The organism is Thalassoroseus sp., assembly GCF_984380535.1.
This window is the reverse complement of sequence record NZ_CFHRBF010000011.1, coordinates 90532-104806: the sequence shown is the minus strand read 5'-3', so window position 1 is coordinate 104806 and position 14275 is coordinate 90532. Positions and strand designations below refer to the sequence as shown.

The 14275-nt window shown below is 54.9% G+C and carries 8 protein-coding genes; all 8 read left to right on the top strand.

Going from position 1 to position 14275, the window contains the following annotated elements:
* Nucleotides 1-38: 38 nt before the first annotated feature.
* The 8 genes from AC5DDB_RS16310 (at nt 39) to AC5DDB_RS16275 (ending at nt 14271) form a co-directional block, all read left to right on the top strand.
* Nucleotides 39-1865, top strand: a complete 1827-nt coding sequence (locus tag AC5DDB_RS16310; RefSeq protein WP_491740805.1) for a protein kinase domain-containing protein — start codon at nt 39-41, stop codon at nt 1863-1865.
* Nucleotides 1798-3513, top strand: a complete 1716-nt coding sequence (locus AC5DDB_RS16305; protein WP_491740804.1) for an Hsp70 family protein — start codon at nt 1798-1800, stop codon at nt 3511-3513. Before AC5DDB_RS16310 ends, AC5DDB_RS16305 begins: the two co-directional genes overlap by 68 nt.
* A gap of 500 nt (nt 3514-4013) precedes the next feature.
* The gene (locus AC5DDB_RS16300; RefSeq protein WP_491740803.1) at nt 4014-5561 is read left to right on the top strand and encodes a MotA/TolQ/ExbB proton channel family protein; all 1548 of its coding nucleotides are present in this window, start codon (nt 4014-4016) and stop codon (nt 5559-5561) included.
* A gap of 61 nt (nt 5562-5622) precedes the next feature.
* Entirely contained in the window at nt 5623-7056 is a 1434-nt protein-coding gene (locus AC5DDB_RS16295; RefSeq protein WP_491740802.1) for a hypothetical protein, read from the top strand.
* 50 nt (nt 7057-7106) lie between these two features.
* Nucleotides 7107-8726 carry a coiled-coil domain-containing protein gene (locus tag AC5DDB_RS16290; protein ID WP_491740801.1) on the top strand — a complete coding sequence of 540 codons (1620 nt, stop codon included), beginning with the start codon at nt 7107-7109 and terminating at the stop codon, nt 8724-8726.
* A 78-nt stretch (nt 8727-8804) separates the two neighbouring features.
* Nucleotides 8805-10973, top strand: a complete 2169-nt coding sequence (locus AC5DDB_RS16285; protein ID WP_491740800.1) for a hypothetical protein — start codon at nt 8805-8807, stop codon at nt 10971-10973.
* Between the two features lie 10 nt (nt 10974-10983).
* Entirely contained in the window at nt 10984-11496 is a 513-nt protein-coding gene (locus tag AC5DDB_RS16280; RefSeq protein WP_491740799.1) for a DUF2085 domain-containing protein, read from the top strand.
* Between the two features lie 105 nt (nt 11497-11601).
* The gene (locus AC5DDB_RS16275; RefSeq protein ID WP_491740798.1) at nt 11602-14271 is read left to right on the top strand and encodes a bifunctional serine/threonine-protein kinase/formylglycine-generating enzyme family protein; all 2670 of its coding nucleotides are present in this window, start codon (nt 11602-11604) and stop codon (nt 14269-14271) included.
* Nucleotides 14272-14275: the final 4 nt, after the last annotated feature.

Here is a 14275-nt window from a genome sequence, read left to right as displayed (position 1 = left end):
CCGATCGACACGGTTAATCCAGATTTCAGGAACTGGCGATGACAACTCAACATTCTCCCTCCAACGAGGAGCTTCGAGCATTCCTAGCGGGAGAATTGTCGGATACCGAAATCGACCGCGTTGCCGCCTGGCTCACCGAGCACCCGGATCAACTTGAAAGACTGGATGAAGACGATTCCTATCGTCTTCATGAGGATGAGTGGCTTGATCGTATTCGTCGATCGATCGGTCCAGATGCGTACTCCGAGGAGGAAGCATTTTGCAGTACGGTCGAATGGCTCAAGTCGACAGAGGCCATAAAAACTCGGTCAGCGACCGACGAAGCGTTGCCGACGATTCCGGGCTATCGATTGATTCGTCGCTTGGGTCATGGGGGGATGGGCGTTGTTTACCTCGCGGAACACGAATTACTTGCACGCCCTGTCGCGATCAAAATTCAAAGACGGTCCGATTCAGACAATCCCGCTTCGACCGAACGATTTTTGCGAGAGATGCGGTTACAGGCCCGAGTGGAAACTCCCCACGTTGCCCGTTGTCTCGATGCCGGACATTTCAACGGCGACTTGTACTTCGTCATCGAGTACAACGACGGGGAGCCGTTGAATACGCTCGTGGAACGGCTTGGCCCACTTAGTCCTAGTGAAGCGGCCGAACTAGGACGTCAGGCGGCCTTGGCACTGGATGCCATCCATCGGACCGGGTTGCTCCACCGTGACGTCAAACCAGCCAATATGATGTTGGGACGCGACGGTGTCTTGAAGCTGCTCGATTTGGGGCTGGCGTGCGACACCGAAGACTCGATGCAGGATGAGCTCACACGGACCGGTGAATTCCTCGGGACGCCGGCTTTCGTCGCTCCGGAGCAAGCACGGTCGGCCGACGTCGATCATCATGCGGATTTGTATTCGTTGGGAGCCACCCTTTACTTTCTATTGACCGCACGCAGTCCGCATGATCCGGGAACGTTGGAAGCATTTCTGTGGTCCGACGACACACAGCTTGAGACTGCGACCACAAAAATTCGATCTTTGCGAACCGATGTCCCCCCGGGTTTGGTCAGCATCATTGAACGACTCCTGACACCGACATCCGCTCGCCGGCCTCATTCCGCTGGCGATGTCGCAACGTGCTTGGCTCCGTTTTGTCAGCCGGGATCGCTCAACGAACTCGTCCATCGACTTTGGCCAGCGGCTCCGCCATTGCCTGAGTCCGCAACATACCGACCGACCGGCACATCGCGACCGTTCCTTTACGGTCTGTTGGGAGGCACGTTGGCGACGGCGGCAGTCTCCTACAGTCTGCATGTCGCGACAACTCCCGACGAGGCCAAACCCGTCTCGCAAGAATCCCATCAAGTCGACAATTCCTCCAAGGCTTTCTCAGCCGCCCAAAACGTTCCGAACGAATACATTTTGGATGACAGTGATTCGGGATTTTTTATCGCGAATTCCGGTTGGAAGATCTCGAAGAACAAGATCGGCTTCAAGAACGGATATCGGTTCAACTCGAAAGGGGCGTTGCGAGCACGTTGGCAATTTTCCGGGTTACACCCCGGCAGTTACGCCGTGTTCATCACGTGGCCGAACGTGCCGGAGAATGCCTGTCATTTGGCATTTGTCGAGATCAGTGACAGCACCGGTCTGTTGCTCGACTGTCAAATCGACCAATCCGTTGAGCCACAGGGCGAAGTATCGTCCGGCGTGATTTGGCAAAAGTTAGGCGATGTGAACGTGCTCGATGGAATGTTGTTCGTCGATATCGACCCCGCACGTAGTCGTGACGGAACAGCTCGCGTGGATGCTGTTCGCATCGTCCGCTTGGAATCGCGTGCGAGTCAGAAAATCAAACGCAAAGACGACCGATGAGGTTTTGGGAATCAGTGCCGTCAATGGGAGAGAGATGATGGGCCGCAAATTTGAGACTGTCGGAATCGATCTGGGCACCACTTATTCCTCAATCGCGTATGTCGATGAGTTGGGCAATGCCCAAGTGGTGGTCAATCCCGATGACCAACGCCCGATTATTCCTTCCGCGGTGTTCTTCGATGACGGCGATGCAATCGTCGGAGAAACCGCTCTCGAAAACGCCCGGGCCTACCCGAAGCAAGTTGCGCAATTCGCGAAACGCAGTCTCGGTGAGCAGAAGCCGTTTCAAATTGGCAACCAATCGTATTCGCCCGAAGCAATCTCCGCGATGGTGCTCAAAAAGTTGATTCAATGCGCGGAAAAACAAATCGGCGAAACTAAACGAGCTGTCATCACGGTTCCGGCGTTCTTTAATGAGTCTCGACGGGCAGCCACGCAGAGTTGTGGGGAGCTAGCGGGACTGACAGTGGAAGCGACACTGAACGAACCAAGTGCGGCTTTGATCGCCTATGGTTTGCACAAGTCAGACGAAGAGCGAACGTGCGTGGTCTACGATCTTGGCGGGGGCACGTTCGATGTCACAGTCATGAAAGTCGGCAAGAACAGCATCCGAGAACTAGCGACGGGAGGGAATCGGGAACTCGGGGGAATTGATTGGGACGAAAAACTCGTCGAGTTCGTCGCCGATGATTTTCTTAAGAGTCAGGGCGTTGATCCACGTGACGACGCCATCTCATTTCAAAGCCTATGGACCGCATGTCGCCTGGCAAAAATCCAACTCGGCAAGCTCCGCAAAACGATCGTTCAATGTGCCCACGCCGGTAAGCATCACCGAGTCGAAGTCACACGGGAGAAATTCGAGAAACTCACTCGACAGTTACTCACGCGGACAGAAATGACGGTCGAAGCCTGCATCCGTGAAGCCGGCTTAAGTTGGGCAGACATCGACGACGTCATGCTTGTGGGTGGTTCGACGAACATGCCCATGGTCCAGAACATGTTGCGGACGATCTCCGGTAAGGAACCGCGGTGTGATGTCGACCCCGCGACGGCGGTCGCTCGGGGAGCCGCCATCTACGCCGGTGTTCTGGAGACGCACGGACGAATCGCCGGTGCCGAAACCGCACTGGGGCAGGAAGTTGATACCACAACGACTTCTGACGATGGCACCACAGGCAGCGACCCCGAAACGATTCCGATCGCCGACGGACTCGACGATGACATCGAAGTGATCGACCTGCGGTTGGTGAACTCGCATGGCATTGGTGTCTTCGCCAACAAAGGCGAACAGAAAATCAATGTTGTAATGATTCCGCGAAACACGGAACTGCCCGCGAAGCAAGAACAACAGTTTCGTCTGCGAAATGACGGCGGTCGCGAACTGAAAGTCCGAGTGTCCGAAGGTGACAACGAAGACCGTGACGGCTGTGAACTGTTGGGTGTGTGCAAGCTCAGCCCGTTGCCGCCGGGATTGAAAAAAGGCACACCGGTCACATTGAGTTTAGGTTTTGACCGTTCGGGTCGCGTCTCGGTGTCGGCTGTATGCAACGGTTCGACGGTGCATGCGGAAATCGTCAAGCCGGGTGCGTTCACAGAGAAGGAATTTGAAGCAGCCAAAGATCAGATCGACAGCCACAACTATGCTTAGAGTCATTTCGATTGATCATAGCCGGTTTTGTCTCGTGGAAGTCGGAAAACAAAGACTTTGTCACGTCACTCATGGAGACTGAAGACCGTAGCACGGTCTAACACGCGATCACACCCAACAGAAAGAAGCACGATGGAATTCCTCAAACGACTGTTAGGAGTCAGACCAAAGTGCGTTGCCTGTCGGAAATCAGTTCGCCCCCATGTCGTTCCCCGCGGACCCAAAACTATCGACCAGATTCATTCCACACTCAAGATGCAGCCAGACCATGCCTTTGTGTGTGAACGATGTGGTAGCAAGATCTGTCCCGTATGTTCCGGTCGGGCTGCCTCGGCCGCAGGTCTCAAGGAATTCGTCTGCACCAACTGCGGGCAAACTCCACTCAAGAAAATCTTTCGATAACTGGCACGATTTATCACAACTGCGATCGCAGAAACTCAATACTAGTTTCGTGACAATCTTCACTGACATTCACGCTAATCGGCTCGGAGTAATTTTTGATGGACTCGACCGACTCATTCGATGATAGTTCCGATGCCCTGGCGGACTCCTTCGAGATTTCGATGACCGATCCCCCAGATGACGACGCCGGTAACGATGGGGGGTCCGGTGGTTCAACGACAACGCCCGTCCGTCGAGGCACGTCGGTCAATATTCTCCGGAGCGGAGCCGGCGCTGCGTTGACGTCGGTCCTGATCTTCGGATTGCTGAAGCTGCTGAGTCCCACAAGCGCTTTGTATCTGTTCTTTTGGCGTGATCCGATTGTTCCCTTCGCGACGGTGCTACTCTTCTTTTGGGCACTCTTCATTCTGCTATTTAAACTCCGTCACATCCGGCGAGAGGAAACTGCCTTCAGCTTTGATCTGTTGCCGCAGGATCAATATCAACTCGTCGGCATCCGCGATGTGCAAGCGACGCTGCGTGAAATCAATCGCATGCCCAGTGAAGATCAGCGGTTGTTGCTGGTCACTCGCATCGGACGTGCCTTGAAAAGCCTCCGCGCCTCCGGCAACACGGCGGAGACTGCCGGACTGTTGGAGTATCAAGCCGAGATCGACCTTGCCGCTTCCGAGTCGACTTATGCAGCGGTCAAAGTCTTTATCTGGGCGATTCCCGTGATTGGTTTCATCGGGACGGTTCTGGGCATCAGCGTGGCCATTGGAAACTTCGGTGCGTTGGTGCAACAGGCTCAGGAAGTCGAGGCGATCAAAGAAGGTTTAGGTCCCGTCACCGGTGGCCTCGCGGTAGCATTTGAGACCACATTGCTCGCGTTGGTACTCAGCATCGCCATCATGTTTTTCTCGACATGGGTTCGCACCAAAGAAGACGATCTTCACACACGTGTCGAAGACTATTGTGTCGAGCATCTGCTCAACAAATTGTCGATTGGCGACGACAAACTCGTCGCTGAACTCAACGAAGCGTTTTCAGAAGCCCAGGAAGACGCTTTGAAACGGATGGCCGACGTGATCGAGTCGGCACTTCGCGAAGTACAGCATCAGCAGGCGGAATTGATGCAGCAACTCCAAGCGGGAATGAACCAAAACCGTGAGCAGTCCGAAGAAGTTCTCCAAAGCATGCTACACGAGTTGACCGGACAGCAGGGGATGAAACTCACCGAACTGGCCCAACGCCTCGAACGGGGTTTGAAGAAGCTTGCAGACACGTTGGAGTCCACCAACGACTTCCGACCATCGGAATCGCCTGGCGACGAAGTCGATGAATTACCCTCGGAGATTCGTGCAGTCGCCACCGATACTGCGGCCACAATCGGTATGCCTTCGCAGGATTCGACATCCGCGGAGTCTAACGGTGACTTGGCCGCGATGCGTTCGGCGATGCAAGAACAAGTGATCGAACTTCAAGAAACTCGACGAGCGTTGGCTTCGTTGTCGAAGTCTCTCGAAAACCTAGCCACACTCGCTCCGTTCGAAGAAGTCATGACCCGCATTCAAACCGCCCTTGATGCTTTGGTTCCGGCGATTCAAGAACTCCAGAAACCACGAGAACTGCGAATCATCGATTCTCATAAAGCTGTCGATTCCTAAGTTGCCAAATTGTTGTTTTCCAGTGACGACCGACAAATGCCTCACTAGTCAGTAGAAAATCATGGGTCGACGGGCCGCTCGGGAAGATCCCGAAATCTTCAATTTCTCCTTTCTCGATATTCTCGCCTGCACGGTCGGGGCATTGGCGTTCATTTTGACGATCCTACTCGTCACGGTTCGTGGTTCGTTCTCGCGGGACAAAGTCGTTCAGCAAGCCATCGAGGAAATTGAGGAACTCCGTGAACGCAAGGCGGTCTTGATCGCTACACAAGATCGGCTGCAAACCGAGCAGTCGAGCCTGAACGAATCCATTGCCTCATTGTCCGAACAGGCGACACAGGCCGAGCAAGACGTCATCCGGGTGAGCGCCGAGGCCGATCGACTGGCAAAGAAGGTGAACGAAGCAAGTCGCCGTGTGGCTCAACTTCGTGAGATCGTCGAGTTCGATCAGCAGCGTCAGGAGATGAGTACCCAACTCGCTGCGATCAAAATGGAAATCGATGAGCTCGCGTCACAGAAGATCGCGAATTCTGAAGAGTACCGGTTGGCCGTCGAAGCACGCGACAAGAACCGGGAATTGCAGCAAGCCGTTGCCGAAGTCGAAGGTCTACTGCAAGGCCGACAGGCTGAGAACTCGCGGCGACGCGAGATCATCGACGAAATCGCGGGGTTAGAATCCGAACTGAAGGAGTTGCCGACCAAGATCGCCGAGAACAAACAAGCGATCTCCGAGGCCGAAGCGGCCAATGCATTGTTGATCAAACAAGCGGCCGACATGGAACTGGCGCGACCGCCTTGGTTGATGCTTGTCGTGGCTTGGGTCGCAGTCCTGGGGATGTTTCTATGGTGGCTTCGCAAACGTCACGATCGACCGCGGGGTTCGGTGGAAGACTTGCAAGCCGTGCACCAATCGACTGCGAATCAAGTTCAAGAATTGTTAACTGAAATCGAAAAACGCCAGGCGGAACTTCAAGAACGCAAGAATCGCATCGCGAGTTCTTCTCAAGTGCAAAGCGGGGCGGAAGACATCTCCCGTGTGAAAGCCGAAGCCGAAGACGCCGCGAAAGCAGCTAAGGAGGCTCAAGCGGAAGCGGCCGAACTTCGGCAACGGTTGCAAGATGTTCGCCAGCAGAAAAGCACATCTCGGCAGCAAGCTGATCGAGCGCGGCATGGTCATGGACAGGTTGTTCCGCGGGCAATTGATGGACCGGGCGGAACCACACGACGGCCGACTCATGTCGAGTGTCGTAGCGATGGTTTGTTGATTCACCCCGGTCGACAGCGGGTCGGCGAAAGTCAAATCTCGACCTCGCGTTCCGAGTACGGAAAGTTGATCCGAGAAATCGCCAAGGCCAAGAAAGACCGTTGTCTTGTGCTTTGGATTCGACCAGACGGTTACAGCAACTTCGAGAAAGCCCGTAGTGCGGCGATGGAAGTTAAAGCCGGCGTCGGGTGGGAACCCGCTGATTCAGACTGGGAGTTCTTGTTTGATTAGTTCCGTTGTCGTTCGACTGTAGTTTCAAACCCCTCAAGTTTTATCGATTCATGGCACGAACTGTTCGCCGACAGGCCGACATTTTCAATTTCTCCTTTCTCGACATTCTCGCCTGCACCGTAGGCGCGTTGACGTTTATTCTCGTGCTCTTCATCGTCACGGGTTTGGGGGACGTCGCGACCGATCCGGAAGTCAAAGACCTGCAAGCCGAGTTGCAGTTGCTTCGACAGGAAGTTGCAACGCTCGAGCAAACTGTCACCACGCTCGAGCAAACGGTTGCGAAGCTCACGGAAGAACATTCGCGACAGCAACAACGGTTGGACGCGGCTCAAAAGCAATTGGCCACCGCTGAAGAACAATTGCGTAACTATGAACGCGAATTGGCCGAGGCGGAAACCCAACAGCAGAAGTTCGCGGAAGCACTCACCGACAGTCGCTGGGACGACTTGAAGAATCAAGCCGATCTCAGTCCACAGTTGGCCGCACTCTCGCAAGAGGTGCGTTCGATGCAGGCGGACGTTACGCTTCGGACCGCCGAACTTAAGGAACTTCGCAACGAAACCTTGAATCGCGAAACCTTGATTGCCCGTCGTCAAGAATTGGAATCCGAGAACCGCAAGTTGGAAGAGACGTTGTCCGCAGGTCGGGAAGAACTTGCCAATAACGCAGAGGAATCCACCCAATTAGCCGAAGAAGCCGAAGCCGCGGAGAACCGCCGACCGGAACTATTAGCGAAACTTGCTCCCCTTCGACAAGAACTCAAAGACACCCAAGCGACGCGGGAGTTGATTGAACAGGAGCTATCCAAACGCGAAGCCGATTCCGAAGCCAAACGTTCGTCGGCGAAGAATCTGCGATTGATTGTTCTTTTGCTGACTGTGCTGGCGGCGATTCTGATTTGCCTGCTGTATTGGTTAATCGTGTTGCACAACCGATCGATCGCTCCGCTATTGGAGTGGTCAGAGAAAGTCAAGGACGCGAAAGCCAAGCGACAAGAACTTCAACGGGAATTGTCCGCTCTCTCGGAAGAGTTGAAGCGAACACCGGCGTCTCCCGAAGAAGCCGCCGCCAACCAGCGTGAGTTACTGGCCGAGTTGCAACGGGAAATCGAAGAGTCCCGCCAACAAGCCAAAGAAGCTCAGCAACAGACGGCCGAATTGGAACAACAAGTTCAAACGGAAACTCGCGAAGCACAGTCGCTCGCGAACCAAGCTCGGCAAGCTCAGATCGAAGCCCGTAAGAATGCCACGCCGGTCGATTTTCGGATTCCCTATTATCAAAAGACTTCGAAGAAAGGCTCGGTGGTGGATTGTTTCCGGGGTCGTGTCGCACGGGTGACGACGACTGACGGATTGGACGAAGACTACTACAAACTCGACCTCGTCAAGTCGACGGCATTGACCAAGGCCACCGGCAAAACGACCGTTGTGCTCGAGCGACACGGGTCCGGCGAAATGGCCGACTCATGGGCTGCCAAACGCTTTCTCAACGATATCGATTCCCGCAAACACTTCCTGATGCTCCTCGTCCGCCCAAGTGGGTTTGAAGCTTTTCGAGCCATCCGCGAACAAGCCTGGAATCAGAACATCGAAGTTGGTTGGGAGCCGTTCGAGGAAGACATGCCGATCATGTCTAGCGGCGAGGGCGGCGGTGGAGGTGGAATTCAATAACGAACTGCGATGGCTGCGATACCGCATCGAAGGACAAACACTCAAGGATACCACTCAGACACTCAGAACGATTGACCAATGGCTGAAACAACCGGCGACAATCCTTACCAAAAATTGCTTGGTCTTTCTGCCGAGCTACAGCAGCCGAATCATTACGAGCTTTTGGAGCTAACGCTTTTCGAAGAGGATCCGCAGGCGATACGCGATGCGGCAGCGGATCAGAATTCGAAGCTGCTTCGTTGGCAATCGGGGAAGTCCTATCAGCAAGCCGAACGGCTGATGAGCGAAATTGGTGAGGCCCGCGATGTCCTGCTCGATACCACCGCAAAACAAGAGTACGATCTTCACCTTCGTAAGCAATTGAATCTTCCGGAGACACCAACTCCGTCGCAGCCCGAGTTGCAAGAGGAAATGATTCCGCTCAAGCCCCTGGAGGAAGAAACGCCGGAACCTGAGAAGTCGTTGGAACCTAAAAAGTCATTGGATGCTGCAAAGCCGTCGAATGCAGTAAACACCTATGGCTTGGCTGGTAGCGATAGAAGATCACCTCCCACCTCGGCGTCATCAAAACCCGCTCCGACACCCATACCGCCAAGTCAACCGGCACAACCTGTCTCGCACACTTCGTCGACATTTAACGGAAGTCTAGATTACACACGACTCGGTTTGCCGGCGGAGCTCTCGGATCCCAATTTTTACGAGTTGCTTTCTCTAAAGTCCTTTGAGCCGAGTAGTGCGAAAATCAACACCCAGATCCTACGGGAACTCGGGCGGATTGTGATGCTCGTACGAGACGCACCCGAAGAAGATCGGCCGATGCTTCAGGCCCTGCAGATGAAGCTCGTCGAAGCGGCAACAACACTCGCTGACGAAAAGGCTAGGGAGCGTTATGATGCCCGTCTTCGGGGTGCACGGTCGTTATCCGGTTCGCGAAGACTGGCCACCCCGAATCGAAAGTCAAACCAGGTATCAACTGAAAAGATCGACACGACCTCTCGAATTCGTGAACCGCAACCGAATCTCGAGACTGCTCCGCTCGGCAAGACACTGTGGAGTCAGACTGAAATGCGTGACGCAGCGAAGCATTTGGCTCATCGCTACGGCATCAACGTGAATCAGCGACATGCAAGTATTGAGGTTGATGTCACTAATCAACAGACTCAGATCATCCTTGAGCACTTCCAGAAAGAAGTTCCTAAAGTCGAGTCGGTTTACCGACCAAATGGCGGCATCGACGAAGGCGGCAAGTCCTCGCTATCCATCGGCGCGTTTTGGGGAACCCTCGCGGGTGCGATCACGTTGATACTAGGCGCGTGGATCACGGTTTGGGCACCGTTGATGCTCGTCGATCAACGCACTTCCTCCGGGGAATCGGCACCGGCCTGTTGTCACGTCGTGGCATTTGCATTTGCGCTCGCTGGAGGCGTCACCGTGGCGGTGGCGGCGGGCGTGTTTTGCGCAGAACTCATTCATCAATTTGGACGGATGGCTTCGTGTCGCGATCGTGACCTCGCCGGACGATTCGCGATGGTAAGCGGCGCTTCGGCATTCGGGATTGTTTATTTCCTGCCCACACAATTCAACTGGGCTCGTGGGTTGATGCAACTTCATTGGCTCTTTCAAATCGGCTTTCTGTATATCGTGGTGTCGTCCGCAAAGACGCACGTTCACCAGCTCATCGAACAAGCAAAATTCTGCGAACATTGTCACCGATATATGGAACCCCGACCAATTCGCAATTTGCGTTTCGGTGCATTGCAGACGATTAGTCGTGCGTTTCGGGAAGGAAACCTGGAAGCCGGTCTCGGTGCATATTGCTTGCCAGCCGGAGACGCGGGCGACACCAACTTCATGGTTTGCCCTTCTTGTCAGTCGGGGGTTTTAGAAGTGACTTTCAATGACACCGTCAAGTTTCAGGAAGGCGGTCAGAAGCGATCGCTAAAACTCCAGTGGCTTGCCGTCTCCCGAAGAACAACCCCTGACGAAACGGCATCGGTGCAAGAAGCCGACAAAAGTCCTGTGAAGGCAAAGTCCAAAAAATCGTCGGCCGCGAAATCCCAGCGTGCCCGAGTCGGCAGCGACAGCGACGACGATTCACGTCCGACTCCACGAGGACGTTATGCCCATCTCCTGCCGCCGGATATCACCTGTATTCACTGCGGTGCCGGCATGGCGTGGATCAAACCCTTGAGTCGAGCCGATCGGTACGTCTGCCGAAAATGCGGTCGCAGTTTTGACTATTCGTAACTTCCTTCTCATGCAGTCTCACATCACCAAAGCACACACGATTCGCATCGTCATCGCAGCGATTGGCGGAATTCACGTCGCACTACTTTTCGCCTGGCCAACATGGAAGGACACGAGTCTCGGTGGGGAAATGGACCGATGTTACGCCCAACTTTGTCACCGCATTGCTGACCGTTGTTGGACGAACTTGGGCGAACCGATGCCGACCTGTGCTCGATGCTTAGGGATTTGGATTGGGCTTCCTTTGGCAGCGGGGATGGCTGCGTGGTCTCGGGAATTGCCGAAGTGGTGGACGGTTCGTGCGGGAGTGATCGGCTTAGTGTGGATGTTCGCAAGTTGGCTCGCGGGGTACGTCTTTCTCCCAGCGACATGGCACTTCGAGCGGACCGTCGCAGGGATCATCGGCGGAGCGGGGCTCTACATTTTGCTCACGTGTTGCATGACTTCGCTCGCTCACTGGAAACATTCCGTCCGCAGACCGTTCGTATCGTCGTGGGGAGAATCCGATCATGAAGTTTCTTAATCCTGCTCAGCATCGGGAAGTCTGGAAAACTTCTGCTATGTCTCCCCTCAAAACGGTTAGAATAAGCCGAATCCAATAGATCCGCTGAGAGCGTGAGTCTCGACTATGAGTCAACAAGAACGGCAAAAGCGATTTAAGAACGCAATTGCGGCGAGCGGACTTGTTGCATCCGACGAGGTCGAGCGGGTTCACGAAGCACTCCCGCAAGACCAGCAGGCTTCAAGTCGGGCGTTGGCGGAAGCGTTGATTGCCGAAGGACTGCTCACCAAGTGGCAATGCAAACTCATCCAAAAAGGGAAGACTCGCCGTTCGTTCTTCGTGGCGGAATACAAACTCATCGAGGAACTCGGTCGCGGTGGGATGGGGGTGGTGTATCGAGCGGAGCATACGTTTCTGAGGAAACAAGTCGCCCTGAAAAAAATGTTGCCTCATGTGGTTGCACGTCCCGGGGCGAAGGAACGGTTTGTTCGCGAGGCGATGGTCGGAGCGTCTTTGGAACATCCTAACCTCGTGCCGACGCATGATGCCGGAGTCCACGGCAAGACTGTATTCATGGTGATGCCGTTTGTGACCGGATTCGATTTGCACAAATACGTGCGTAAGCACGGTCCCATGAGCGAGCTCGATGCGATTGCGGTGATCCGTCAAGCTGCTGAGGGATTGAATTATATTCACGAGAAAGGACTCGTACACCGCGATATCAAACCGGAAAACATCAAACTCACCGAAGACAATTGCGTCAAGATTCTCGATTTGGGTTTGGCACGGATCTTCGACGAAACAATCACCGTGACCGACGCGGTGATGGGCACGCCCGCGTTCATGTCGCCCGAACAACTTAAGAGCACCCACGACGTGGATATCCGCACTGATATTTACGCGTTGGGAGCGACATTGTTCTACTTGTTGAGCGGACATCATGCGTTTCAAGGTCCGAACGACTCGCACATTTACGCCATCATTGCCCGCCATCACGAAGGACGTCCGCAAGACTTGGAGGAATTCTGCCCAGACTTGACCGGGTGGGTGCATGAACTCGTCCACAAGATGATCGCCTTGAAGGCTGACGATCGGTTCGAAGACCCCGCGACCCTGATCAAGTTCATCGACGCCAGTCTGCAATGCGGCGATACCCAACCGAATGTCAATTCTCCAGAGACCGCGCAAATCGACGTCGGTTGGCAGTCGAGTTCTGAACCACCGAGCCAGGGAACCGGTCATCCCCGGTCGGAGAATCTCCCGCCGCAGTCTAGCGATGCGAACCGTCAACCGACGGTCAATGCGGTTGAGATCGAATTCATCGCTGTTCCCGCTGGGACTTTCCAGGCCGGATGTTCCGTAGACTCTGCTCGTCAGATGGTGTCACGGTTGGCGATTTCCAATGTCGAGAAAGCGGTGACTTGGCTGAGCTCTCAACCGCCAACCACTGTCCAGACCGATGCGTTTCGCATTTCACGCTGTCCGATCACGAATGCCCAATACGCCGAATACGTTAACGCCACCGGTGCGTCGCCACCGTCGCATTGGCCGGGGACACAGCCCCAGCAAGATGACCGAAATAAGCCAGTGACCCACATCAGTCGCCTCGATGCCGAAGCTTTTTGCAAGTGGGCCGGTCATCGTTTGCCCACACGATTTGAATGGGAGAAGGCCGCCCGAGGCACCGATGGCCGAGCATATCCGTGGGGGAATGATTTCGATCCGTCACGCTGTCAATGTGCGGAGAACCAGGCCGATGGCGTCGTCGAAGTCGATCGCTTTGTCGAAGGTGCCAGCCCGTACGGTTTGCTTCAAGCGTGTGGCAATGTTTGGGAGTGGATTGCGGAGGAACCGGGTCAACCGGCGACATTGCGAGGCGGATCTTTTGCGTCCACTTGTCGAGTTTATGGGGCTACCTCGACGCCGATGAAGTCGGAGCCTTCACTACAACATCCCGAGTTTGGTTTTCGAGTGGTTGCTGGTCGACAGCCGCCAACACCGCGACCATCACAACAGGCGGTAAACCCCATTTCGACGCCCCCAACGTCAATTCGAGTCGCCGAGCCCAGATCATCTTCCAGCCCTTCACAGGGGCAATCACTTCGATCACGTTGCCGAGAAGCGTTGGCGGGCGAATTGATCCGCATTCCTGCCGGCCCGTTCACGCAGGGAGTTTCAGCGCAAGCACTGCAACCGTTGGCTGCCCAAATCGGGTTGAACGCGGTGAGTCAAGCACAATTGGTTGGTTCCGGTCCGCAATCGCTTTCCGTTGGCGAATACCGCATTGCACGCACATGCGTGACCAACGAGCAGTACCAGATGTTTCTCGAAGACACCGGTCGCACGCCACCTGCGAACTGGGGCACTCGCGATGCCGATTGGTCGCGTCGCCCCGTCGCAGGCATTACCTGGAACGATGCCGACGCGTTCTGCCGTTGGGTCGGATTTCGCCTGCCGACGATTCCAGAATGGGAAAAAGCCGCTCGCGGGATCAACGACAATCGATTGTATCCCTGGGGCGATCAATTCCGAGCGACGCATTGCAACGGTGCCGAAGCCAGTCGTGGCGGAACGATGCCAGTGGATACATTGGCAGACGGGAAGAGCCCGTTCGGTCTGTACCATGCGGTCGGAAATGTTTTCGAATGGCTGGCCGAACCGAATGGCATCATGTACCCCTTGCGTGGCGGCAGCTTTCAAGTTTCTTGCAGCTTGTACGGCTTGATTCCGTTCGCAATGTGGGCAAACCCCGGTCACTCCGAGCCTTCTTTCGGCCTACGAATCGCTGCCGATTAAGCCG

Excerpts from the sequence above, each read along its gene's own strand:
- AC5DDB_RS16290 (WP_491740801.1), top strand. The coding sequence starts at position 7,107 with ATGGCACGAACTGTTCGCCGACAGGCCGACATTTTCAATTTCTCCTTT.
- AC5DDB_RS16300 (WP_491740803.1), top strand. The coding sequence starts at position 4,014 with ATGGACTCGACCGACTCATTCGATGATAGTTCCGATGCCCTGGCGGAC.
- AC5DDB_RS16305 (WP_491740804.1), top strand. The coding sequence starts at position 1,798 with ATGCTGTTCGCATCGTCCGCTTGGAATCGCGTGCGAGTCAGAAAATCA.
- AC5DDB_RS16285 (WP_491740800.1), top strand. The coding sequence starts at position 8,805 with ATGGCTGAAACAACCGGCGACAATCCTTACCAAAAATTGCTTGGTCTT.
- AC5DDB_RS16310 (WP_491740805.1), top strand. The coding sequence starts at position 39 with ATGACAACTCAACATTCTCCCTCCAACGAGGAGCTTCGAGCATTCCTA.
- AC5DDB_RS16280 (WP_491740799.1), top strand. The coding sequence starts at position 10,984 with ATGCAGTCTCACATCACCAAAGCACACACGATTCGCATCGTCATCGCA.
- AC5DDB_RS16275 (WP_491740798.1), top strand. The coding sequence starts at position 11,602 with ATGAGTCAACAAGAACGGCAAAAGCGATTTAAGAACGCAATTGCGGCG.
- AC5DDB_RS16295 (WP_491740802.1), top strand. The coding sequence starts at position 5,623 with ATGGGTCGACGGGCCGCTCGGGAAGATCCCGAAATCTTCAATTTCTCC.